This window comes from Pyxidicoccus caerfyrddinensis (genome assembly GCF_010894405.1).
Taxonomy (GTDB): domain Bacteria; phylum Myxococcota; class Myxococcia; order Myxococcales; family Myxococcaceae; genus Myxococcus; species Myxococcus caerfyrddinensis.
This window is the reverse complement of the sequence record NZ_JAAIYA010000016.1, coordinates 72652-95585: the sequence shown is the minus strand read 5'-3', so window position 1 is coordinate 95585 and position 22934 is coordinate 72652. Positions and strand designations below refer to the sequence as shown.

Here is a 22934-nt window from a genome sequence, read left to right as displayed (position 1 = left end):
CCCGCTTCTACCCGTAGGTCTCCCGCTTGATGCGCTTGTCCCCGATGCCCAGCGCGTGGAGGTGGCCGAGCACCGTCTCCATGAAGCGCGGCGTGGCGGGCGTGCGCGTCTCCAGCGCCTTGCGCCGGTCCCACGGCGTAATCGCCGGGCCGCACGCGTACACGAGGCAGGTGTCGCGGTCCGGAATCAGCTCCTCCAGCAGCGCCTCCGCCACGCGCCCCTTGCGCACGTGGGGGCCGAAGCGTGACTCGTCTGTCTCGCGGGTGAGAGTGTGCACCACGCGCACGCGGTCCGGGTGGTTGAGCGCCAGGGACTCCAGCTCGTCGCCGTAGAGCACGTCGCCCCACGTCTTGCTGGAGAAGAGGAAGGTGTGGCGCAGCTTCAGTCCGCGGTGGAGCGCGTCCTTGAGGATGGCGAAGTTGGGCACCGCGCCGGAGCCGGCCACGAGGTGGACGATGTGCTCGGTGCGCGACTCCACGTCGTCCGGCAACACGTAGGGCCCCATGAAGCCCAGCACCTTCATCCGCGCGCCGGTGAGCCGGCCGTGCACGAGGAAGGGGGACAGCAGCGGCGGGTAGCGCGTGAGGCCGGGGATGAACTCCTCGTCCTTCACGGTGATGGCCACCAGCGGCTCGTGCGGCGCGGAGGCGAGCGAGTACGAGCGCTGCGGCTCCTTGCGGCCCTTCTGCTCCTGCAGGTACGCGGACAGCCGCCCGAGCGCGGGGAACTGGTGCGGGTCGATGTTGATGAACTGGCCGGCCTTGTAGTCGAGCGGGGCGCCGCCGAAGTCGAGGAACAGGGTGGCCGTGTCATGCGTGTCCATGCGCACGCGGGCGACGGTGACCTCGTACTCCACGGGCTTCCTGCTGCGCGACACGGTGGCTTCGGCGCTCATGCCCCCTTCCCATAGCCCAACCCGGGCCCCCGCGCCGCCGCCATTACGCTCCGCGTCTGACGCGGAGCGGCGCGTCCCCTACCCCATGGACCGTGGCCGCGAGGAGGTGGAGGGGGTCTGTCCCGCGGTCGGTGGGGAGCGTTGGCTGCCCGACGGCCGGCCGTGCAGGCGAACAGCGGGCAGTCGTGGGTGATGACCGGTGCCGCCGGGCGGGACTACATCTTCTGGTGGGTAGTGGCGGGACTGGGGCGACAGAAATGTTGACCGCCCGCCCGGGCTCCAGCCGAGCCATGCTCTCGGGCCGTCCCGAGATGGAGGCGACCGACGCGTGCTGCGCATTCTCTTTGAGCTGATGTCGATGCTGCCGGAACGGGCGCGCCGCCGCGTGGTGCGCGCGCTGATGAACCGCGTCTGGGACACGCTGGCGAACGAGGTGGTGGAGGGACGAGAGAACATCCCGGACCAGCCCTGCCTCTTCATCTGCAACCACCTGTCCAACGCGGACGGCTTCACGCTGGACCGGGCCTTCCGTCCGCGCCAGGTCTTCTTCCTGGCGGGCGTGAAGCTGCAGAGCACGACGATGACGCGGCTGGCGTCGGAGGTGATGGAGACCATCGCCATCAAGCCCAACTCGCCCGACATCGAGGCGATGCGGCGCGCGGTGGACACGCTCAAGGGCGGCCAGTCCGTGCTCATCTTCCCGGAGGGCGCGCGCAGCCGCATGGGCACGCTGCTGGAGGCGAAGAAGGGCGTGTCGCTGATTGCCAAGCGCGCGGGCGTGCCGGTGGTGCCGGTGGCGCTGCAGGGTACGGAGAAGCTGATGCCCATCAACGACACCGACATGGGCGGCGAGCGGCTGTACAAGGCCGACGTCTTCGTGCGCTTCGGCCGGCCATTCCGCGTGGAGGACCTGGAGCCGGAGGTGGCCGGGGCCGACGACGCGCGCCAGGCGCTGGTGGACGCGATGATGCGCCGGGTGGCCGCCCTGCTTCCGCCCGAGTACCGCGGCGTCTACAGAGAGGCCCCTCCGGCCGCTGCCGTGAGCCGGGAGCCGCAGCAGCCCGCCGCGCCCGGGCCGTGAGGCGTGGAGACCGCGTCCCGGAATGAGTCGTTGCGGCCCGCGCCGGGACGCGGACAATGGGCCCCGCCGTGACGAGCCCCCGAAGCGAAGAACAAATCTATGTGTCCACGCTGCCCGGCCTGGAGCCCGCGCTGGAGGCGGAGGTGTCCGCGCTGGGCTGGACTCCGCGCCGCGTAGAGGGCGGCGTGGAATTGGAAGGCCCGGCCGGACTGCATCAGGAGGCCAACCTTCGCCTGCGCACCGCGAGCCGCGTGCTGCTGCGACTGGGCGCCTTCCGCGCTGGAGACTCCGACGCGCTCTCCGAGCACCTGGGCGCGCTGGAGTTGTCACGCGTCTGGGACGGGCGCACGCCGCCGAAGCTGTCGGTGAGCATGCACCGCTCGCCGGTGCCGGGGCCGGACGTGGTGTTCTCCGCCGCCGCCTACGCGTGGGGCCTGCCCTCGGTGGAGCACGCGGGCCCGCTCGACGAGGAGGGCGGCGGCGCGGGCCTCACGTTGCTGGTGCGCGTGGAGGGTGACGCCTTCACCGTGAGCGCGGACACCAGCGGCGAGCCGTTGCACCGGCGCGGCTACCGGCAGGAGGTGAGCCGCGCGCCGCTGCGCGAGACGCTCGCGGCGGGAATCCTGCGGCTCGCGGAGTATGACGGCACGGAGCCGCTGGTGGACCCGATGTGCGGCTCGGGCACGTTCCTCGTCGAGGGCGCGTGGATGTCCATGCGCCGCGCACCGGGGCTGCTGCGCGCCTTCGCCTTCGAGTCCTTCCCAGGCTTCGACGCCGCGGCCTGGGCAGGGCTCAAGGCACGAGCGGAAGCGGAGGCCCTGCCCGCGCCGCGCGCGACGCTCCACGGCTTCGACATCAACGCGGGCTCGCTGGGCACGGCGCGGCGCAACGCCCGGCGCGCGGGGGTGACGCTCGCACTGGAGCGCCAGGACGTGCGCACGCTGACGGCGCCTGTGCCCGGACCGGGGCTGGTGGTGGCCAATCCGCCCTATGGCAAGCGCGTGGGTGAGGCGGAGGACCTGCCCGGCCTCTACCGCGCGCTGGGCCACACCCTGCGGCGCGGCTTCGCGGGCTGGCGGGCGGCGGTCATCCTCCCGGACGACACCGCGCTGGTGAAGGCGCTGGACCTGCCCGGGGCGCGAAGCCTCCCCGTGCGCAACGGCGGCCTGCGGTGCCGGCTGCTGCTGACGGGGGCCTCGACGCCCGCGCGTCGGTAACGCCTCGGTCCAGCTGGAGCGTGGCCGCGGTCGCCCTGGCGTGCTCGCCCGGCAGTGGGTTGATGCCCGCTGTGCAGCCAACCGGGCGACTCAATTCCTGACATGAAACACCGGAAGAAGCGGAAGCCGTGCGCTCCAGAGCCGGCAGGCGTACGGGGGTTGTATCAGACCCCGTTTACATTCATGTCTCAGACGCCGGAGCATCACTCGTTACATGGGTCTCTCCCGCGTCTTCTCCCTGGTGCCCACGGTAACTACCGCTCACTCCCTTCCCGCGAGGTCCTTCGCGAAAGGGCGCCCGCCCAGGAGCTCACGCCTCACGGCCCTTGGTACCGCGCTGCTGCTCGTCCTGACGCTGGCGCCCATGGCGGACGCGGCGACGGCGCAGGCCCCCGTGCCCGCCCAGGAAGGGTGGCGCTTCCGCTGGGGCGACTCTCCCCTCGGCCCCGACGGGGCCCCCAGCTGGGCGAAGGAGACGGGCGCGGAAGCAGGATGGCAGCCCGTGGCCGCGCTGCGCGTTCCGCCGGGCCGTGGCACGAACACGCTGCTGTGGCTGAGCATCCCCGTGCCCGAGGGGCAGTGGCTGGAGCCCGCGCTCTACCTCGGCACCGTCGCCAACGCGTTCGAGGCGTACGCTGCTGGCCAGCGCATCTACGCGAGCGGGAAGCTGAACCCCTCCGGCCGCGAGTCCATGGACAACATGGCCTGGCACCTGGTGCCGCTGCCGCCCTCGGCGAAGGGCCAGCGCATCCTGCTGCGCATCCAGGGGACCGGACCCGCCATCGGCGTGACGCGTGACGCGCGGGTGGGCCCGCGCCATGAATTGCTCGCCGCGGTGACGCGCGCGGGGCTGGCCCCCTTCGTCATGGGGACGTTTCTGCTCGCCATCGGCCTTCTCGCCGCGGGCGCGGCCCTGCTTCGCCGCCAGTACCGGATGCTGATGGCGCTGACCGTCTTCGCCGGTGGCTCGGGAGTGATGATGCTCGGCACGAGCGCCCTGTTTCCCGCGCTCTGGGACATGACCGTCGCCAGCAGTCAGCTCACGCTGCTGGGCGCGTACTGCATCCTTCCGGGCCTCGCGTGGTTCATCTCCGACACGATTGGCGAGGGGCGGATGCGCTGGTTCCGCATCGGCGCCGCGGTGGTCTCCGTGCCGGCCGCCATCCAGGGCGTCCTCGTCCTCGTTGACCTGGGCGCGGCCCAGCTGGTCCTGCCGCTCATGGTCCTCTATTCGCTCCCCGGCATCCTGGTCTGCGTCTGCGTCGCGGCCGTCGAGGCCTGGCGCGGTAACGCCGATGCCCGCCTCTTCGTCATCGGCCTGGGCATCTTCTCCGTCTTCTGCATCCACAGCACGCTCCCCATGCTCGGCCTGGCGGAGACGACGGACAGCCAGCTGCACTGGGGCTTCCTCGCGCTCACGCTGTCGCTCGTGGGCATCGTGGGACGCCGCTCGTCGCTGGTGATGCAGTCCCTCGCGCAGCACGCGCGCCAGCTGGAGTCGCGCAGGAAGGAAGTGCGCCAGCTCGCGGACAGCATGGGCAGCGGCGCCGGAGAGCTGGCCGCGGTGGTGCAGCAGCTGCGCGCCACGAGCGAGGAGCAGACCTCGGGCATCAGCCGCCAGGCGACGGCGCTCCAGCAACTGGAGCAGACGGTGGAGGAAATCCGCCAGAGCTCCCACGTGACGTCCGACAAGGCCCGCATGCTGGCCGCCTCCGCCGAGACGGCCGAGCAGGTGGGAAAGGACGGTGGCGTGGCCCTGGAGCGCACGCTGGCGGACCTGTCCGCCATCCGCACCGAAGTGTCGGAGATGGCCAGCCACATCCTCGCGCTCGACGCGCGGACGCGGGAGATTGCCGGCATCGTGGACGCGGTGAAGACGCTGGCGGACCAGTCCAACATGCTGGCCATCAACGCCGCCATCGAGGCGGTGCGCAGCGGCGACAGCGGCAAGGGCTTCGGCGTGGTGGCGAGGGAGATGCGCAGCCTCGCGGACCAGTCCATCCAGGCCACCCAGCGCATCCGCGACGTGCTCGACGGCGTGAGCACGAGCATGCGCGAGGCCGCGAAGGTCAGTGAGCAGGGCGAGCAGCGCGTGCGTGGAAGCCTGGACGCGGTGCGCAACTCCGGCGCGCAGCTGCAGAAGCTGGCCTCCATCATCGGCGACACCAGCTCGAGCGTGCGCCAGATTACCGCCGCCGTGGCCCAGCAGGACACGGGCACCCACCAGATTGCCCAGGCCATCCAGGAGCTGTCCGGGCAGATGCAGCGCACGCTCAAGGTCGTGGACGAGACCCAGACTGTCACCCGCGCCGTGCAGTCCATGGCCGAGCGCATGTCCAGCGTCGCCGACCAGGCCCTCCGCTCCGGCTCGCTGGACGACAGCGCGGTGCCGGCGCGCTGAGCCCTACCCGGGCCGGCGCAGGGACGTCCGCAGGCGCTCCGCTTCATGCCGGAGCGCGCAGCCGTCGACGTGGTCATTCACCATCCCCATCGCCTGCATGAAGGCGTAGGAGGTGGTGGGGCCCACGAAGCTCCACCCCCGCTTGCGCAGCTCGCGTGAGAGCGCGGTGGACTCGGGCGTGGTGGCCATGCTCCGCAGCACCTCCCAGGTGAGGTGCCGGGGCCGGCTGGCCTCGGAGGGCTCGAAGCGCCAGACGAAGGCGGCGAGCGAGCCTTCCTGCTCCACCAGCTCGCAGGCGCGGCGCGCGTTGTTCACCACGGACTCAATCTTCCCCCGGTGGCGCACGATGCCCGCGTTGCCGAGGAGCCGCTCCACGTCGCGCTCGGTGAAGCGGACCAGCCGGGTGAAGTCGAAGTCGAGGAACGCCTCGCGGAAGGCCTGGCGCTTGCGGAGGATGGTGAGCCAGCTCAGGCCCGACTGGAAGCCCTCGAGGCAGAGCTTCTCGAAGAGGCGCTGGTCGTCCGTCACCGGCCGGCCCCATTCCGTGTCGTGGTAGGCGATGTAGTCCGGAGCGCTCCCCGCCCACCTGCACCGCTGTACTCCGTCCGCTCCCTCGACGAGTCCTTCCATCATCCGGCCATCCTCGCACGGCGCGCGCGGGCCGCCTTTCGCGGAATGAGTACCCGCCCCACTGGCAGTCCCCGTGAGGCGCCGCGTCTCCACGATTTCGTGTTACCGATGAGCCGTGGAGACGTGGGTGACACCGTTCGAGCCGCAGCCCGCGACGGCGGACGTCGGAGGCCGCTTCCCGAGCCCCTTCGACGAGCAGGCACCTCATGCGCTCGCCCGGCGGGCCGCGGAGCAGTTGCAGGCGGAGCTGCGCGCGGGGCAGGTGGCCCCCGGGATTCCGGCCGCGGTGCTCGACAGCCGCGAGGGCGGGAAGATGTTCGGCGTGCTCGTGGTGCGTGGGCACGACGGACGCATCGGGTTTCTGCGCGCCTTCTCCGGGATGCTCGCGGGACGGTGGGATGTGCCCGGCTTCGTGCCTCCGCTGTTCGACCGGGAGGTGCGAGGCCGGCTGGAGCCCGAGGGCGAGGCCGTGGTGAAGGCGCTCCACGCCCGCACGGAGGCGCACCGTGCGTCGCCGGAGCTGGTTGAACTGAGGGCCGCGCTCGAAGCGCAGCAGGCACGTCATGCTTCGGAGCGCGCGGCGATGCGGGCCCGGCACGAGGAGCGACGGAAGCAGCGCCATGCGCGCCGGGCGGAACTGACGACGGGGAACGCCGTGCGCCAGGGGCTCGCGGAGACACCGCGTCCGCCGGAGCCGGCCACTGCGTCACCCGATGAGGCCGCGCGGCGTGCGACGCTCCATGCGCTGGACCAGGAGAGCCGCGGCGACAAGGCAGAGGCGCGCCGGCTGGACGCGGTGCAGGAAGAGGAACGGCGGGCGCTCGCGCCGAAGCTCGCGAAGCTGGAGCGGCGGCTGCGGGCCCTGGAGCGGCTGCGCCGCATCGTCAGCCGTGCGCTCATGAAGCGGCTCCACGACACCTACGGCGTGCAGAATGCGCGGGGCGAGCGTCGCCCGCTGCGCACCTTGTTCTCCTCAGGAGAGCCACCCTCCGGTGCCGCGGACTGCGCCGCGCCGAAGCTCCTCGCGCAGGCCTTCAGGCTCGGCCTCCAGCCACTGGCGCTCGCGGAGTTCTGGTGGGGTGCGCCTCCGCCCTCGGGAGGCCGCGTCTCCGGCGCCTTCTACGCCGCATGCCGGGACAAGTGCGGCCCCCTGCTGCCGTACATGATGGAAGGCCTGTCCGTCGCCCCGCCCAGGGCCTTCGCGCCTCCCGCCGCGACGAGCGAAGGACTGTCCATCCTCTTCGAGGACGCCTGGCTCGTCGTGGTGGACAAGCCCCATGACCTGCTCTCCGTGCCCGGCCGGGAGGCGTCGCTGACGGACTCGGTGCTCACCCGGCTGCGCGCGCGGTATCCCCATGCGACGGGCCCGCTGCTCGTGCACCGGCTCGACCTGGACACGTCGGGGCTGCTCGTCGCGGCGCTGGACCCCAGGACTCACGCGACGCTGCAGCGGCAGTTCCTCCACCGGACGGTGCACAAGCGCTACGTGGCCTGGCTCCAGGGGCTCGTGAAGGGTGAGCGGGGCACCATCGACTTCCCCATCCGCGTGGACCTCGATGACCGGCCCCGGCAGATTCACGACCCCGTCCACGGCAAGCCCGCGGTGACGGAGTGGCACGTGCTGGAGCGCAACGGCGAGCGCACCCGCGTGGCCTTCTTCCCGCACACCGGCCGCACGCACCAGCTCCGCGTCCACGCGGCGCATCCGCTTGGCCTGGGCGCGCCCATCGTCGGGGACCGGCTCTACGGACACCCCGGTGAGCGCCTGCTCCTGCACGCGGAGGCGCTGTCCTTCCTGCACCCGGGCACCGGACAGCCCGTCACCTTCGAGCGGCCCGCGCCGTTCTAGGCCTCACCGGACTTCGGAAGCGCCGCATCCCTCACGGTCCGCAGCCGCGCGCGCACCTCGGCCAGGTTGGTGCCGTCGTAGCGCAGCGCATTCGGATGCTCGAAGCCCACGTTCCACGGCTGCGCGGGGACGATGACGAGCCCACGCGGCCGCCACGTCAGCCAACGGTGGATGTACTCCGGCCAGTCGTCCACCAGCACCTTCCCGTAGACGAGCCCCTTGTCCATGGTGACGGTGACGCGCGCATCCGGCACGTGCGCCTGGCACCACTGGAGCTTCTCCGCCCACGCGTTCGTCGAGTTCGACGGGCCCTTGGTGAGCACATGCAGCTCGAACTCGAGCGCGCGCAACTCCTCCAGCACATCGAAGCCCTGCTGCCGTCGCTCCAGGCGCGCCCACCACCCCGGCTGCCCGCGGATGAGCTCCTGTCGCGCCCGCAGCCATGGTGAGTCCTCGAACTCCGCCGTCAGCGGAGGCTCGCCAGGACTGCGCAGCCGCTCCAGGTCGCGGAGCATGGCCCCCTGGTAGTCGCAGAGCGTCCCGTCCATGTCGACGAGCGCCACCAGCTCCGACCGCTTCACTGTCTCTGACATGAGGGCCCTTCTACTCCAGCCCGGACGGTGGCCGCTCGTGAGCGGCCCATCGTGGAACTACGCGCCCACGGGCTCGGGAGCCTCGGGGGATTCAGGTGCGGCCGCTTCCGTCTCTGCGTCCGGGACGGACTGCACGGCGGGCTTCACGCCCAGCTCGCGCGTCAGCTTCGGCGCCACGCCCGTCTCCGCCAGCAGTCGCTCCAATTGCACGCGCGCGCGGCGGTTCTCCCGGTGCACCTTGCGCCCGAGAATCAGCTCGTTCTTCAGCGAGTGCTCCCAGCCCGTCAGCTCCGTCACCGTCACCTGGTAGCCGAAGGCCTCCAGCGTCAGCGCGCGGATGACGTTCGTCAGGTGCGAGCCGAACTCGCGCCGGTGCCACGGGTGCGCGTACAGCTGCGACATGGCGCCACTGCCCGCCACCACAGGCCGCTTCTCCTTGAGCTGCGCGGCCACCTCCGCCTGGCAGCACGGCACCACCGCCACGTGGTCCGCCCCGTGGCGGATGGCCGCCACCAGCGCGTCGTCCGTCGCCGTGTCGCACGCGTGCAGCGCCATGAGCAGGTGGATGCGCTCCGGGTACTGCGCCTGGTCGATGTGCGCCGTCTGGAACTGCATCCGCCCGAAGCCCAGCCGCTCCGCGCGCCCCTTCGCACGCTCGGTCAGCTCCGGCCGGCCTTCAATCGACAGCAGGGTGCCCTTGTCCGCGTCCTTCAGGAACAGCTCGTAGAGGACGAAGCCCAGGTAGGCGTTGCCGCTGCCCGCGTCCACCATGACGGAGTCAGGGTGGCGCGCCTGGACGTCCTCAATCGCGGGGCGCATCAGGCCCATCAGGTGGTTGACCTGCTTGAGCTTGCGCAGCGCGTCCGCGTTGAGGTTCCCCTCGCGCGTGAGCAGGTGCAGCTCACGCAGCAGCGCCGGGGACTGGTCCGGCAACAACTCCCGCCGGACCTGGGAGGCCTTGACGTTGCGCCTCAGACGGACACCACCTCGAGCACTTCGGGGATGGCCTCACGCAGGCGCCCCTCGATGCCCATCTTCAGCGTGGCCGTGGACGACGGGCAGCCCGCGCACGAACCCTTCATGTGCAGGTAGACGATGCCGTCCTCGAAGCGGTCCAGCGTGATGTCGCCGCCGTCCTGCGCCACCGCCGGGCGGATTTCGCTGTCCAGGATGTCCTGGATGCGCGCCTGGATGGAGCCACCCTCCGCCCCGGACGTGGCCTGGCGCGCCGCCGCCACCGCCGCCTCGTCCACCACCGGCTCGTTGGCCGTCAGGTGCGTGTCCAGCGTGGACATGACCTGGTCATTCAGCTCGTCCCACTCGCCTTCCTCGCCCTTCGTCACCGTCACGAAGTTGCTGCCAATCATCACCGCCGTCACGCCGCGCACGTCCATCAGTTTGTGCGCCAGCGGCGACTTCGCCTGGGCGTCGTCCCGGTTCGTGAAGTTCAGCGCGCCGCCGGCCAACAGCTTCCGGTCGACCACGTACTTCAGCGTGCTGGGGTTCGGGGTCCACTCGAGCTGGATGTTCACCGACATTCAATTCTCCTGAGGCCCTTCCTGTAAGGCGCCCGCTGCCCCATAGCAACCCGACTCTCGAAGAAGCAAACGTCCTCTCCCACTCCCCACTGCTCTTCAACAAGAATTCCAAGAACTTCCAGAACCCCCTGTGGAATCAGGTATACTGGGAGGCACATGCTGATGAGCAGCCCCCGCCGCCCCCAGGAAACGCCCATACCGACGGTTCGCGTCCCCGCGAGCGTGTTCGAGGGGCTGTTCGTGCGAGGCCTCAAGGCGGAGGGGCGGCTGGTGTCGGAGCTGGCGGCGCTCGGCTACGACATCAAGAAGCCGGAGATGGACTACCCCATCCAGCTCTGGCAGCGGGTGACGGCCCTGGCTCGCCAGGAGGTGTACCCGGAGCTGGGCGAGGAGCAGGCGTACCGGCTGCTCGGCCGCCAGCTCGTCACGGGCTTCGCGGAGACGCTCATCGGCCGTGTCGCCGCGGTGGCCCTGCCGATGATTGGCCCCCTGCGGGCCCTGGAGCGGGTGCCGCGCTACCTGGCGATGATGGGCCGCACGGACATCGCGGTGACGCTGACGCCCGTGGGCGAGCGCGGCCGCCGCATCCAGCTCACGGACCGCTACAACCGGCCGGACCTGATGGCGGGCGGCCTGGAGCGGATGTTGGAGCTGACCTCCGTGCAGCCGCGAATCACCGTGGAGGAACGCAGCCCCGAGGGTTACCGTCTGTTGGTGCGTTGGTAGTCCGCACCCAGGAGTGTCCGTGCCCTACCCTCCCCGCCTCGCCCACCTCGCCACCCGTGCCGTGGTGGTGGCGAAGCTGATGCCCACCTACGCGCAGGCCCACAACATCGACGAGGAGGAGGCCTCGCAGCGGCTGTCCACCGCGCTCGCCGGGCGCATGCTGCCCACGCTGCTCGACGCCGCCTGGGACGCCATTCGCGGCAAGGCGAAGCGGCTCACCGACGACGGGCTTCTGGAGAAGGTGGCCGCCACGCTGGGGGACCGTCCCCTTCGCCCCGGAAAGGTCGCCACCCTCAACCCCGCCTGGAGCGCCTTCCTCGTCCTCGCGGACCTGGAGGTCGGCACCGCGGGCGACGCCGCGCGCCGTGTCATGGAGACCGAAGAGGGCCGCCGCCGGGGCGCCGAGGGGGTGGCGGAAGTCGGCCGCTTCCTTGCCGCGGAGTTGACACGCGGGAAGTAGCTCCGGCGCGCTGCTGGCGGCACCCGGGGCGCACCGTTATAGGCTCGCGCTACCCAGCCAGGGGCTCGGCGCCCCGAGCCCGAACGAACCCGCCGCGATGTCCACCCCGCTGCCCACCACCCTGCGCATCCTGCCCTCCATCACCGAGGTCCCCCGTGCCACGTGGGATGCCCTGGTGGACGAGGCCGGCCTGCCCTTCCTGGAGTGGACCTTCCTGGCATGCCTCGAAGAGAGCGGCAGCGCGGTGCCGGAGCGGGGCTGGCATCCCCGCCACCTCACGCTGTGGCGCGGCTCGCGCCTCGTCGCCGCCGCGCCCGCGTATCTCAAGGACGACAGCAACGGCGAGTTCGTCTTCGACGGGCCCTGGGCCACCGCCGCCGAGCGCTCGGGCCTGCGCTACTTCCCGAAGCTCGTCATCACCGTGCCCTTCACCCCCGTCGCCGGCCGCCGCGTGCTGGTGGCCCCGGGCGAGGACCGCCGCGCGCGCGAGGCCGAGCTGTACGCCGCCGCCCAGGAGTACGCCCGCGCCGAGCGCCTGTCCGGCGTCCACGTCCTCTTCCCCACCGAGGACGAGCTGCCCGTGCTGGAGGCCCAGGGCTTCGCGCTGCGACTGGGCGTCCAGTACCAGTGGCGCAACGAGGGCTACCGCACGCTGGACGACTTCCTCGACCGCTTCCACTCCAAGCGGCGCACCCAGCTGCGCCGCGAGCTGCGCGCCCCCGCCGAGCAGGGCATCGAGGTGCGCACCCTGGCGGGTGACGCGCTGGCAGACGTCGATGCGGAGACCGTCTATCGGCTGTATGTCTCCACGGTGGACAAGTACCCGTGGGGCATGCGGTTTCTCACGCCGGACTTCTTCGCGCGGATGCTCGCCTGCTTCCGGCACCGCTGTGAGTGGGTGGAGGCCCGCCGGGAAGGACGGCTGGTGGCCGGCGCGTTCAATCTCGCTGGCCCCAACGTCCTCTATGGCCGTTATTGGGGCTGCTTCGAGGAGCATCCCTTCCTGCACTTCAACGTCTGCCTGTACCACCCGGTGGAGCAGGGCATCGCCCGGGGGCTTTCACGCTTCGAGCCGGGCCACGGCGGAGAACACAAGCTCACCCGGGGATTCGAGCCGCACCTCACATACAGTGCGCACCTGCTCCTCCACCCCGGCCTGGACCGCGCCGTGCGCGGCTTCCTGGCCCACGAGCGGGCAGCCGTGGAAGGCGGCCTGCCCCAGTGGCGGGCAGAAACCGGTTTCAAGGAGGGGGCCTGAAAATCCCTCCTCCCGTCGTCATTAAAGGGAGCCCGATACACCCATGGCGCAGAAGCACGAGCACGATACCTCCGTCGTCACGGAGTCAGCACCCAAGCAGAAGCTCAAGAGGCCCACCCTCTACAAGGTGCTCCTGCACAACGACAACTACACGACGCGCGAGTTCGTTGTCGCCGTGCTCAAGGAGATCTTCCACAAGTCGGAGACGGATGCCGTGCAGATCATGCTGCACGTTCATTACAACGGGGTCGGGGTTGCCGGCGTCTATACGTTCGAGGTCGCCGAAACGAAGGTCAAGACGGTGGAAGCCGCGGCTCAGGAGAATGGTTTTCCCCTGCGGCTTTCCATGGAACCCGAGGAAGGTTGAAACGTGGCAGGACCGCTGATTGCCAAAGAGTTGCAGGCCAGCTTCCGCACCGCTCTCGAAGAGGCGCGGAAGATGCGCCACGAGTACCTGACGCTGGAGCATCTGCTCCTCGCGCTCACGAGGGACTCGCGGACACGCGAGGTCCTCCGTGCATGCGGGGCCAACGTGAAGCGCCTCCAGGAACGCCTGGTCTCCTTCCTGGAGGAGACGGTCGAACGGCTGCCCGAGGGCGTGGAGGCCGAGCCCCAGCAGACCATTGGCGTGGAGCGCGTGCTCCACCGCGCCGCCATGCATGCGCTGTCCGCCGAGCAGAAGCTCATCGACGGCGGCGACGTGCTGGTGGCCATGTTCCGCGAGGAGGAGAGCCAGGCGCTGTACCTCCTCCAGCAGGAGGGCGTCACCCGGCTGGACCTCCTGAACTACATCTCCCACGGCATCTCCAAGGACGGAGAGGGCGCGGAGGGCGAGGCCTCCGAGGGCGCGGCCAGCCGCGGCGCACCCATGGGGGATGACGACGAGGGCGAGTCTCCCCGCAAGAGCCCGCTGGAGGCCTACACCACCCAGCTCAACATCGAGGCCAAGGAGGGTCGCATCGACCCGCTCATCGGCCGCGAGAAGGAGCTGGAGCGCACCATCCAGGTGCTCTGCCGCCGCCGGAAGAACAACCCGCTCTACGTGGGCGAGGCGGGCGTGGGCAAGACGGCCATTGCGGAAGGCCTGGCCCTGCACATCCACGAGGGCCGGGTGCCGGAGGCGCTGAAGAACTCCGTCGTCTACTCGCTGGACATGGGCGCGCTGCTCGCGGGCACCAAGTTCCGCGGTCAGTTCGAGGAGCGCCTCAAGGGCGTGCTCAAGGCGCTGCAGGAGCAGAAGGACGCCATCCTCTTCATCGATGAGATTCACACCATCGTCGGCGCCGGCGCCACCAGCGGCGGCTCCATGGACGCGTCCAACCTGCTCAAGCCCGCGCTGGCCAGCGGGCGGCTGCGCTGCATCGGCTCGACGACGTTCCAGGAGTACAAGGCCGCCTTCGAGCGGGACAGGGCGCTGTCTCGCCGCTTCCAGAAGATTGAAGTGGGCGAGCCCAGCGTGGAGGACACCGTCCTCATCCTGGAGGGGCTGAAGAGCCGCTACGAGGAGCACCACCGGGTGACGTACACGCCCGAGGCCATCCGCGCCGCGGCGGAGCTGTCCGCCAAGCACATCAATGACCGGTTCCTCCCGGACAAGGCCATCGACGTCATCGACGAGACGGGCGCCGCCGAGCGGCTCAAGCCGGAGGGCAAGCGCACCAACATCGTCAACGCCGCGGACGTGGAGAACGTGGTGGCGAAGATGGCGAAGATTCCCGCCAAGAGCGTGTCCGCCAGCGAGGGCGTCCAGCTCCAGAATCTGGAGAAGGAGCTGCAGGCGGTCATCTTCGGGCAGGACGCGGCCATCAAGGACCTGGTCAGCGCCATCAAGCTGGCGCGCTCCGGCCTGCGTGCGCCGGAGAAGCCCATTGGCTCGTTCCTCTTCTCCGGCCCCACGGGCGTGGGCAAGACGGAGCTGGCCAAGCAGCTCGCGCAGACGCTGGGCGTGGAGTTCCTGCGCTTCGACATGAGCGAGTACTCGGAGAAGCACACGGTGAGCCGGCTCATCGGCGCGCCTCCGGGCTACGTGGGCTTCGACCAGGGCGGCCTGCTCACGGACGCCGTGCGCAAGCACCCGTACGCGGTGCTGGTGCTGGATGAAATCGAGAAGGCCCACCCGGACCTCTTCAACATCCTGCTCCAGGTGATGGACCACGCGACGCTGACGGACAACAACGGCCGCAAGGCCGACTTCCGCAACATCGTCCTCATCCTCACCACCAACGCGGGCGCCCAGGAGATGAGCACCAAGGCCATTGGCTTCGGTGACCTGCAGAAGCCCGCGGACGGCACCCGCGCGAAGAAGGCCATTGAGCGCACCTTCACCCCCGAGTTCCGCAACCGGCTCGACGGGTGGATTCTCTTCTCCGGCCTGCCGCCGGAAATCATCCTGAAGGTCGTGGACAAGGAAGTCCGCCTCCTCCAGAAGATGCTGGACGAGAAGAAGGTGAAGCTGGAGCTCACGCCCGCCGCCCGCGCGTGGCTGGCCGAGCACGGCTACGACCCGGCCTTCGGCGCGCGCCCCATGGCCCGCCTCGTGGACAACTCGCTGAAGAAGCCGCTCGCCGAGGCGCTCCTCTTCGGGGACTTGAAGGACGGCGGCGTCGCCCGCTACGACGTGGAGGGCGACAGCCTGAAGCTGCAGACGAAGCCCGCCACAGTCGAAGCGGCACCGGCGTAGCGAACGCCATTCGCTGGAAATGAAAAGGCCCCGGCTCCCAGGTGGAGTCGGGGCCTTTCTCTTTTCGGGCGCGGGGCCCGGTGCCTCAGCCGACGCGGTAGCTCTTCACCGCGCTGGAGAGCTGCTGGGAGATGATTTGCAGCGTGGTGGCGGCCTCGCCGGTGGAGCCGATGCGGGCCACCGTCTCGTCCATCATCTTGGAGAGGTCATTCACCGCCAGGGTGATTTGATTGATGCCCACGTTCTGCTGGCTCACGGCGGCGGCAATCTGGCGGACGGCGGCGGCGTTGTCCTGGACGATGGAGGACAGCTCGCGCAGGTTCTGCCCGCTGTTGCGCACCTGGGCGAGGCCCGCCTCCATGCGCTCGGCGCCGCGCTCGGTGATTCGCACGGCGGCCGTCACGGAGTTGGCGATGTCGTCCAGCAGCTCGCGCACGCGGGTGGTGGCCTGGATGGACTGGTCCGCCAGCGCGCGGATTTCACGGGCCACCACTCCAAAACCCTTGCCGTGCTCGCCCGAGCGGACGGACTCGATGGCCGCGTTGAGCGCGAGCATGTTGGACTGGTCCGCCAGGTCCTTCACCGTCTGGGTGATGCCGCCAATCTGCTGCGTGCGCTCGCCCAGCTCGACAATCTTCTGGGCAATCTCGCCCACCTGGACGCGGATGTCGTTGAGGCCCGCCATGGTGAGCTCGATGGAGGCCTCGCCCGACTTGGCCAGGGCGTCCGCGCGCTCGGCCACGGAGAGCACGCTCTCCGCCTTCTGCGCGGCCAGCATCGACGTCTGCTTGATTTCCTGCGCAGTCACCTGCGTCTCCTGGAGGGCAGCGGCCTGCCGGGAGATGGTCTGCGCCTGGTCGGACGAGGACGCGTTGAGGTGCTCGGTGGACTGGGTGAGCGCGGTGGCGGCCTGCTGGAGGTTGATGGTGACCTCGCGCAGCCGGCCCACCATCTGCGCGAAGGAGTTGGCCAGCCGGCCCACCTCGTCGCCGCTCTTCACCTGGATGGGACGGGTGAGGTCGCCGGACTCGACGATGTGGCCCGCCACCTCCGTCAGGTTGCGCAGCGGCCGGACGATGCTGCGGCCGAACAGCGCTGCCACCGCCACGCCCAGCGCCACCAGCAACAGGGCGAACCCCGCCATCCGCCAGCGCAGCGCGGAGACCTGACCGGCGATGTGGTCCAGGGACATGCCCACGTGCACCGTGCCCAGCTTGCCGCCGGCCACCGGCGCGGCGACATTCACCGCGCGCAGGTGGATGTCACCAACCTCCAGCTCCACCAGGGCCGAGTCCCCCGCCTCGACGACGGCGGTCTTCAGCGGCTCCGGGAAGGCGCTGGCGAAGGAGTGCGCCACGACGTTGCCGTTGGCGTCCTGGACGAAGATGTAGTCCAGGTCGTCGCTGTCGCGGCTGACGTCCAGCATGGGCTGGAGCGTGCCGTCGCCCGCGGTGATGCCCTGCTCGGCGGCCACCGCGATGCTCCGGGCCACCAGCTGCCCTTCCTCCGTGTGGTTGGCCATCAGGCCGCTCTCCAGCCGCTGCGTGGCGATGGCGGTGAGGCTGAGGGCCAGCGTCGCGGTGATGACCGCGGTGAGGAGGATGAACTTCGGCGCCAGCCCCAGGGACTGGCGGAACTGCTGGCTCAACTGCGTGGTGAGCGAAGGCTGCGAAGGGTTCACGGAATCACCACCGGGGAGACGACGTCAGAACGGTACCCGCGAGGGGACGGGTGGGAGAAATGGGAACAGGAGCTCATCGCGAGGGACCTCCCCCGCCGCGGAAGCCGGGCAGCGAGCAACTCTGGAGGATGAGCTCGGGCATGGAGGCCAGGGGCACGCCCTGGTCCGTGGCCTTCAACTCAATCGCGGCGCGAGGCATCCCGAAGACGACGGACGAGGCCTCGTCCTGGGAGAAGGTGACGCCGCCCGCGTTGCGGATGGCCAGCAGGCCCCGCGCGCCGTCCTCGCCCATGCCGGTGAGCACCACGCCGCCGCTGCGCCGGCCGAAGACGGAGGCCAGCGACGCCAGCAGCACGTCGCCGCTGGGGCACGGGCCGCCCTTGCTGCGCTGCAGCCGCGCCAGGCCGGCCGCGTCGACCAGCAGGTCGTGCCCGTCCAGCGGGAAGTACACGCGGCCCGGCTCCAGCCGCTCGCCTTCCTTGGCGATGTCCACCTTCAGGGGCGTCACCTGGGACAGCCAGCGCACCATGCCCTGGGTGAAACCCACGGTGATGTGCTGCGCGATGAGCAGCGGGACGGGGAAGTCCTTGGGCAGCTTGGTCAGCACATCCGCCAGCGCGGGCGGGCCTCCGGTGGAGGCGACGATGCCGAAGACGTCCACCCGGGCGCCCGTGGGCGGCGGCGGCGTCACGCCGGTGCGCGGACGGCGCGAGATGACGGGCACCTCCGCCATCAGGCACACCGAGTGGGCCAAATCACGGCCCCACTTGCGCAGCTCCTCGCCATTGGAGACGTTGGGCTTGCCGATGAGCTCCAGCGCGCCGGCGCTCATCGCTTGAAAGCCCAGGTCCACCCCGCGCTCCTCGGCCACCGCGCTCACCACGAGGATGCGCGCGGGCGACTGGGACATGATGGCGGCGATGGCTGCCGGGCCGTCCAGCCCCGGCAGCAGCAGGTCCATGGTGATGACGTCCGGACGCAGCAGGCGCGCGAGCTGCACGGCGCGGTTGCCGTCACCGGCACGGCCGACGACTTCAATCCGCGGCTCCTCGGTGAGGAGCGCGGTCAGCGTGTTGGCCATGGTGGGGGAGTCATCCACCACCAGGACGCGAATGGACCGCTTCGCCGTCACGCCCGGTTCCCCCTGCGGCTCATCACGTCGAGGACTTCCGCCAGCAGACGGCCCGCGGCGCACTCGCGCTTGCTGAGGTAGCCGTCCGCACCCGCCGCCAGGCCGCGCTCGCGGGCCGCGGCGCTGTCATGCGCGGAGACGAGGATGACGGGCAGCGACGCCGTCTCCTTGCGCTCGCGCAGCTTCGCGATGAGCTGCACGCCGTCCATCTCCTCCATGTCCAGGTCGCAGATGACGACGTCGTACGTGTCCGTCGCCAGCCGGTCCAGCGCCCGGGCGCCGCTGGCGGCCAGGTGCACCGAGAAGCCGCCAGCCTCCAGCATGGCCCGGTGCAGCGCGCGCGCGGTGAGCGAGTCGTCCACCACCAGCGCCCGCCGCTGCGCCACCACCTGCGCCTGCGAGGTGTCCGTCACCAGCCAGTCCGGGCGGCAGATGAGCAGCAGCTCGCCGCGGCTGAGCGTGGCCGCGCCCTGCCAGGCCGGCACGTCCCGCACCTCGGAGGGCAGCGGACGGATGACCAGGTCCCGGTCCCCCACCACCGCGTCCACCGCGAGCGCCACGCGCTTGCCACCGCTCTGCACGATGAGCAGCGGCTGACCTTCCGCGGGCGGCGCCAGGGCGCGCAGCCCCAGCCGCGCCCCCAGGTCCACCACCGGCAACAGCTGCCCCTGATATTCCAGATGCGCGCGCCGCTTGCCCAGGCGCAGCGAGTCCGCGCGGGCCAGCTGCGTGGCCTCTACCGCCAGCATGGGCAGGCCCACCAGCGTCTCCGTCGCGCGCACCACCAGCACCGGAGAGCTGCCCAGGTCCACCGGCAGGGTGAGCATGAAGCGCGTGCCCTGGCCCGGCGTGCTGGCCACTTCAATCCGCCCCTGCAGGCCCTCCACCGAGGCGCGCACCGCGTCCAGCCCCACGCCGCGGCCGGACGTGTCCGTCACGTCCGTGCGCGTGCTGAAGCCGGGGCGGAAGATGAGGTCCCTCACCTGATTCTCATTGAGCCGCGCCGTCTCCTCGGAGGTGACGACGCCGCGAGACTCCGCCACCTTCTTCACGCGCTCCACGTCGATGCCGGCGCCGTCGTCCGCGCACTCGAGGAAGAGCAGGTTGCCCTGCTGCTCGATGCGCAGCGTCAGGGCGCCCTCGTGGTGCTTGCCCGCGCGCTCGCGCTGGACCGGCAGCTCCAGGCCGTGGTCCACCGCGTTGCGCAAGAGGTGAACCAGCGCGCCCTGCAGCTTCTCCAAAAGGCGCCGGTCCAGCGACAGCTCCGAGCCCACCACCGACAGCCGCGCCTCCTTGCCCAGCTGGCGCGACAAGTCGCGCACCATGCGCTGCAGCGGGTCCAGGATGGTGCGCACCGGGCGGGTGGTGATGGCCTTGAGGCCCTCCTCCAGCGCCTCGACGATGTCGCCCGTCTCCTCGCCGTCGGTGCGCAGCGAGCGCGACGTGCCCGACAGCTGCGAGCGCGCCTCCGCCGTCTCCGCCAGCAGGCCCTGCTTCGCCAGCAGCGTCACCACGCGGTCCAGCTCGCGGCCGCGCTCCTCGAAGCGCAGCCGCACCTCGCGCAGACGCTCCACCTCGCGCATCAGCGCCGTCACCTGCCGCGCCGACACGCGCCAGCCGGTGTCCGCCGACTCGGGCACGACGTCGGGCACCATCGGGCCGGGCTCGGCCGCCGCGCTCGGGGCGGGCGACTCCACCGCCACCTGCGCGGCGGACACGGACATCTTCAGGGAGCCGGACGCCCCCAGGGCCGCGGCCTCTTCCGGAGGCGGCGCTTCCGACACGAGCTGGGCCAGGGCCGCGGCCGGGTCCGGCAGCGCGTCCCCGCGCCCATCCGCGTGCGCCTGGGCGCGCAGCATGAAGAGGTCCAGGCCGTGCAGGAGGATGTCCACCACCGGCCGGGGCATCTTCTGGGGGTTGGCCTTCAGCGGGGCGAGCGCGTCCTCCAGCTTGTGGGCGATGTCGCCCAGGTCCTGCATGCCCAGCGACGAGGCGCTGCCCTTCAGGGTGTGCAGGTGGCGGCCCAGCCGCACGTAGAGCTTGGAGAGCGCATCCCTCTCCATGCCGTCGCGCTCCAGCTCCAGCAGGTCCATGGTGACCTTCTGGACGACCTCCTGGGCCTCCACGGCGAAGCCGGCGACGAGTCCTTGCAGCAGCGGATCAACGGGCATGACGTCCTCCCGTCCCGCGCAGGGCGAACAGGCGCTTCAAATCAATCAGGTGGATGAGCTGGCGGTCCTGGGTGAAGACCTCCATCACCGCCCCTTCCGCGCGCACGCGCGCGGCCTCCACCGCGCTCATGGGCAGCGTGGTGGGACGGGGAATGGCCTCGCAGTCCAGCGCGCACAGCTCGCCGTCGCCGCGGTCCACCACCAGCAGCACGGCGGGGTCCTGCCGCCAGCCGTGGCCGCCCAAGAGCGACGCCAGGCTGAGCGCGGCCAGCACCTGTCCCTGGAAGCGCAACACGCCGACGACGTGCGGGGCCGACAGCGGCACCGGCGTCACCATCTTCAGGGGCAGCGCGGCGCGCAGCGTCTCCAGGGAGAGCGCGTAGCGCTCCTCGCCCAGGGGGAACTCGGCAATCCAGTGGACGGCCTCCTCGACGGCCGTCTCGCCCTGCTCGCGCAGGCGGGATGCGCGCCGCTCGAGCAGCTCGCGCGCCTCCGTCTCCTGGGCATCTTCCATCGTCCGCGGGGTGACCTTCATTCCAGCGTCCCCTGATTGAGGTAGGCGTCAGCGGACGCCTGGTAGAAGCGCGCCGGCAGGGCCTCGGGCCCGTCCACCAGCTGGTCGGGCGGGAGGCGCTCGGCGCGGGTGCGCAGGGTCCGCATCAGCGGCACGGCCGCCTCGCGCGCGCCGGAGCGCTCGCGAAGCAGGGCCAATTCCAGCAGCCCCGGCAGGTAGTCCGGCGCCTGGCGGACCAGCGCCTCCAGCACGGCGGTGGCACCCACCTCGTCTCCCTCCTCGATGCGCTCCAGCGCATTCAGGTGGAGCCGCGAGGGCGTGGGCGGCGGCACGGCGGCGACGCGGACCGGCGCGGCGGCCGGAGCCGGACGCCGGGCCTGCACGGGCGCCCGCACGCTCTCGGGGATGCGCGTGCGCACGGACGGAGAGGCGGGCTCGCCGGGGGCGAGGAGGCGGAAGGCCTGCAGCTCCGGAGTCCCCTCCCGCACCATGCCCGAGGGGACGCGGTCCACCTCGACGGCGCCCAGGAAGAGCAGCCCGCCCGGGTTGAGCGTGCGCGACAGAAGCGTAATCGCCGCGTCACGCGCGGCCGGTGTGAAGTAGGTGAGCACGTTGCGGCAGAGGATGAAGTCGAAGCGGCCGAACCGCTCTGGCAGGGGTGCCAGCAGGTTGGCCTGGGCGAAGGTGGTGACGCGTCGGACGACGGGAAGGATGGTGACTTCGCGCTCCCCCGTCTCCACGTAGAGGGGGAAGAGGCGCGGCGCGGACTCGCGACGGGACCAGGAGCCGTAGGTGGCGCGGCGGGCCGTTTCCAGGCTGGACTCCTGCAGGTCCGTGCCCACCACCTCCACCGGGAAGCCGTGCGGCAGCGACGCTTGCAGGCACGCGGCCAGCGAGTAGGCCTCCTCACCGGTGGCGCAGCCCGCGCTCCAGCCGCGCAGGGCCAGCGCGCCCCGGCGCAGCGCCGCGGGCACGCCCTCCTGGGCGATGAAGCGGAAGTGCTCCGGCTGACGGAAGAAGTACGTCTCGCCCACCAGCACCGCGCGCGCCAGCGTGCTGGACAGCGAGGACACCGGGTGCAGCAGTTCTCCGAGCAGATCTCCCGCGGAGCGCCCGCGCGTGAGCTCCGCCCGCATGACGCGCTCCATCGCCTCGGTGGCGATGGCGTCGTCGCGGAAGCCGGTGATGGCGGCCACCACCTCCCGCGCGCGGGTGAGCAGCCGCGGGTCGAGCTCGCCGCTCATGCGCTCCGCCTGGCCTCCGCGGCCTCCAACATCGTGGGCAGCTCGCGCAGCAGACCGCGGGCGATGAAGACCTTCGGGTCCAGGATGGGCAGCGCGCGCCCGGCGGAGCGCAGCATGCCGATGAGCCCCTCGCGCAGCGGGCCATGGTCGGCCCCGCCCACGAGCTCGCGACGCTCCACGTCCGCGGCGGCGTACTCCTCGGGGTCCTTCACCGTGTCCACCGCCAGCGCCAGCGCCACGCCGTCCACCTCGATGACCACCAGCATGCGCTCCACGCGCGCCAGCTTGTGCTCCACGCTCAGGCGGCGCGCCACGTCCAGCACGCAGAGCGCGTGGCCCCGCACCTCGACGTACTCACGCAGGTAGGCCGGGCCCGTGGGCAGCGGCCGCGTCGCCGGGTGCAGCAGCACCTCGCGCACGGCGTCCAGCGGAATGGCGAACTCCAGGTCGCCCACCGTCACGCGCAGCACCAGCACCGAGCCCGTGCGGGCCCGCCGCCGCGCGCTGGCCATGGACTCGCCCACGGTGTGCAGCAGCTCGTCCGCGCGGAAGGGCTTGGCGAGGAAGGCCTCCGCGCCCAGTCCCAGACACGCCTCGGCGCGCGACTTCTCCGAGGAGATGATGATGACGGGGATGCCCGAGGTCGCCGGGTCCGCCTTCATCCGCTGGAGGACCTCGTCGCCGTCCATCTCCGGCATGGACAGGTCGAGCAGCACCGCCTCCGGATGCAACCGGCCCACCTTCTCCAGTGCCTCGCGGCCATTGCTGGCCGTGTGGATGGTGTAGTGGCCGGAGAGGATGGCGCGCTCCAGCGCGAGAATCGCGTCGCTGTCGTCGACGAGCAGCAGGGACGGCAGGCTCACG

Annotated in this window: 20 protein-coding genes; 9 read left to right on the top strand and 11 right to left on the bottom strand. The window is 71.1% G+C overall.

The genetic code is table 11. The features are described from left to right. Positions 1-7: 7 nt before the first annotated feature. Positions 8-895, bottom strand: coding sequence for a ferredoxin reductase domain-containing protein (locus G4D86_RS32730; protein ID WP_163998019.1), 888 nt, complete (start codon positions 893-895; stop codon positions 8-10). 328 nt (positions 896-1223) lie between these two features. Between G4D86_RS32730 and G4D86_RS32725 the strand changes: the two genes are divergently transcribed. The 3 genes from G4D86_RS32725 to G4D86_RS32715 all read left to right on the top strand — a co-directional run bounded on the left by G4D86_RS32725 (position 1224) and on the right by G4D86_RS32715 (position 5594). Beyond that, positions 1224-1976, top strand: a complete 753-nt coding sequence (locus tag G4D86_RS32725; protein ID WP_163998018.1) for a lysophospholipid acyltransferase family protein — start codon at positions 1224-1226, stop codon at positions 1974-1976. Between the two features lie 56 nt (positions 1977-2032). Then, positions 2033-3193 carry a THUMP domain-containing class I SAM-dependent RNA methyltransferase gene (locus G4D86_RS32720; protein WP_163998017.1) on the top strand — a complete coding sequence of 387 codons (1161 nt, stop codon included), beginning with the start codon at positions 2033-2035 and terminating at the stop codon, positions 3191-3193. Positions 3194-3407: 214 nt separating this feature from the next. Further along, positions 3408-5594 carry a methyl-accepting chemotaxis protein gene (locus tag G4D86_RS32715; protein ID WP_163998016.1) on the top strand — a complete coding sequence of 729 codons (2187 nt, stop codon included), beginning with the start codon at positions 3408-3410 and terminating at the stop codon, positions 5592-5594. 3 nt (positions 5595-5597) lie between these two features. On the opposite strand, the gene G4D86_RS32710 is transcribed toward G4D86_RS32715, so the two are convergent. After that, complete coding sequence (locus G4D86_RS32710) at positions 5598-6227, bottom strand: DNA-3-methyladenine glycosylase I (RefSeq protein ID WP_240360594.1); 630 nt, start codon at positions 6225-6227, stop codon at positions 5598-5600. A 112-nt stretch (positions 6228-6339) separates the two neighbouring features. On the opposite strand from G4D86_RS32710, the gene G4D86_RS32705 reads away from it, so the two are divergent. After that, entirely contained in the window at positions 6340-8073 is a 1734-nt protein-coding gene (locus G4D86_RS32705; protein WP_163998015.1) for an RluA family pseudouridine synthase, read from the top strand. On the opposite strand, the gene G4D86_RS32700 is transcribed toward G4D86_RS32705, so the two are convergent. From G4D86_RS32700 to G4D86_RS32690, 3 genes are read right to left on the bottom strand one after another with little or no spacing between them, the layout of a single operon-like run. Next, positions 8070-8666, bottom strand: a complete 597-nt coding sequence (locus G4D86_RS32700) for a 5' nucleotidase, NT5C type (RefSeq protein WP_163998014.1) — start codon at positions 8664-8666, stop codon at positions 8070-8072. The two genes, G4D86_RS32705 and G4D86_RS32700, sit on opposite strands and share 4 nt — an antisense overlap. A gap of 57 nt (positions 8667-8723) precedes the next feature. Continuing rightward, the gene (locus G4D86_RS32695; protein ID WP_420821877.1) at positions 8724-9599 is read right to left on the bottom strand and encodes a class I SAM-dependent methyltransferase; all 876 of its coding nucleotides are present in this window, start codon (positions 9597-9599) and stop codon (positions 8724-8726) included. 38 nt (positions 9600-9637) lie between these two features. Then, entirely contained in the window at positions 9638-10204 is a 567-nt protein-coding gene (locus tag G4D86_RS32690; protein ID WP_163998013.1) for a NifU family protein, read from the bottom strand. Positions 10205-10366: 162 nt separating this feature from the next. Here G4D86_RS32690 and G4D86_RS32685 point away from each other — a divergent pair, with 162 nt between their 5' ends. The 5 genes from G4D86_RS32685 (at position 10367) to clpA (ending at position 15328) form a co-directional block, all read left to right on the top strand. Then, positions 10367-10930: a DUF2378 family protein gene (locus tag G4D86_RS32685; protein ID WP_163998012.1), complete on the top strand. Its 564-nt coding sequence runs from the start codon at positions 10367-10369 to the stop codon at positions 10928-10930. Positions 10931-10949: 19 nt separating this feature from the next. Further along, on the top strand, positions 10950-11390 hold the full coding sequence (locus tag G4D86_RS32680) for a hypothetical protein (protein ID WP_163998011.1): 441 nt from the start codon (positions 10950-10952) through the stop codon (positions 11388-11390). A 97-nt stretch (positions 11391-11487) separates the two neighbouring features. Next, entirely contained in the window at positions 11488-12648 is a 1161-nt protein-coding gene (locus tag G4D86_RS32675) for a GNAT family N-acetyltransferase (RefSeq protein ID WP_205519920.1), read from the top strand. Positions 12649-12691: 43 nt separating this feature from the next. After that, on the top strand, positions 12692-13015 hold the full coding sequence (locus G4D86_RS32670; protein ID WP_163998010.1) for an ATP-dependent Clp protease adaptor ClpS: 324 nt from the start codon (positions 12692-12694) through the stop codon (positions 13013-13015). Between the two features lie 3 nt (positions 13016-13018). After that, a complete protein-coding gene (clpA, locus tag G4D86_RS32665; protein ID WP_163998009.1) occupies positions 13019-15328 on the top strand; it encodes an ATP-dependent Clp protease ATP-binding subunit ClpA in 2310 nt (769 codons plus the stop codon). Between the two features lie 85 nt (positions 15329-15413). Here clpA and G4D86_RS32660 read toward each other — a convergent pair whose 3' ends face one another. From G4D86_RS32660 to G4D86_RS32635, 6 genes are all read right to left on the bottom strand, one after another. Then, positions 15414-17009 (bottom strand): methyl-accepting chemotaxis protein, encoded by a 1596-nt coding sequence (locus G4D86_RS32660; protein ID WP_163998008.1) that lies wholly within the window; start codon positions 17007-17009, stop codon positions 15414-15416. A gap of 73 nt (positions 17010-17082) precedes the next feature. Further along, on the bottom strand, positions 17083-18141 hold the full coding sequence (locus tag G4D86_RS32655; RefSeq protein WP_163998007.1) for a chemotaxis protein CheB: 1059 nt from the start codon (positions 18139-18141) through the stop codon (positions 17083-17085). Beyond that, positions 18138-20312, bottom strand: coding sequence for a hybrid sensor histidine kinase/response regulator (locus tag G4D86_RS32650; protein WP_163998006.1), 2175 nt, complete (start codon positions 20310-20312; stop codon positions 18138-18140). The genes G4D86_RS32655 and G4D86_RS32650 overlap by 4 nt, the downstream gene beginning before the upstream one ends. Then, a complete protein-coding gene (locus G4D86_RS32645) occupies positions 20302-20847 on the bottom strand; it encodes a chemotaxis protein CheW (protein WP_163998005.1) in 546 nt (181 codons plus the stop codon). The genes G4D86_RS32650 and G4D86_RS32645 overlap by 11 nt, the downstream gene beginning before the upstream one ends. Then, positions 20844-22070, bottom strand: coding sequence for a CheR family methyltransferase (locus tag G4D86_RS32640; protein WP_163998004.1), 1227 nt, complete (start codon positions 22068-22070; stop codon positions 20844-20846). Before G4D86_RS32640 ends, G4D86_RS32645 begins: the two co-directional genes overlap by 4 nt. Then, positions 22067-22933, bottom strand: coding sequence for a response regulator (locus tag G4D86_RS32635; protein WP_163998003.1), 867 nt, complete (start codon positions 22931-22933; stop codon positions 22067-22069). Before G4D86_RS32635 ends, G4D86_RS32640 begins: the two co-directional genes overlap by 4 nt. Position 22934 lies beyond the last annotated feature (1 nt).

Bases quoted from the DNA above. Each gene is read 5' to 3' on its own strand.
- G4D86_RS32730 (WP_163998019.1), bottom strand. From the start codon at position 895: ATGAGCGCCGAAGCCACCGTGTCGCGCAGCAGGAAGCCCGTGGAGTAC.
- G4D86_RS32720 (WP_163998017.1), top strand. From the start codon at position 2,033: ATGGGCCCCGCCGTGACGAGCCCCCGAAGCGAAGAACAAATCTATGTG.
- G4D86_RS32715 (WP_163998016.1), top strand. From the start codon at position 3,408: ATGGGTCTCTCCCGCGTCTTCTCCCTGGTGCCCACGGTAACTACCGCT.
- G4D86_RS32710 (WP_240360594.1), bottom strand. From the start codon at position 6,227: ATGATGGAAGGACTCGTCGAGGGAGCGGACGGAGTACAGCGGTGCAGG.
- G4D86_RS32700 (WP_163998014.1), bottom strand. From the start codon at position 8,666: ATGTCAGAGACAGTGAAGCGGTCGGAGCTGGTGGCGCTCGTCGACATG.
- G4D86_RS32690 (WP_163998013.1), bottom strand. From the start codon at position 10,204: ATGTCGGTGAACATCCAGCTCGAGTGGACCCCGAACCCCAGCACGCTG.
- G4D86_RS32685 (WP_163998012.1), top strand. From the start codon at position 10,367: ATGAGCAGCCCCCGCCGCCCCCAGGAAACGCCCATACCGACGGTTCGC.
- G4D86_RS32675 (WP_205519920.1), top strand. From the start codon at position 11,488: ATGTCCACCCCGCTGCCCACCACCCTGCGCATCCTGCCCTCCATCACC.
- G4D86_RS32670 (WP_163998010.1), top strand. From the start codon at position 12,692: ATGGCGCAGAAGCACGAGCACGATACCTCCGTCGTCACGGAGTCAGCA.
- G4D86_RS32650 (WP_163998006.1), bottom strand. From the start codon at position 20,312: ATGCCCGTTGATCCGCTGCTGCAAGGACTCGTCGCCGGCTTCGCCGTG.
- G4D86_RS32645 (WP_163998005.1), bottom strand. From the start codon at position 20,847: ATGAAGGTCACCCCGCGGACGATGGAAGATGCCCAGGAGACGGAGGCG.
- G4D86_RS32640 (WP_163998004.1), bottom strand. From the start codon at position 22,070: ATGAGCGGCGAGCTCGACCCGCGGCTGCTCACCCGCGCGCGGGAGGTG.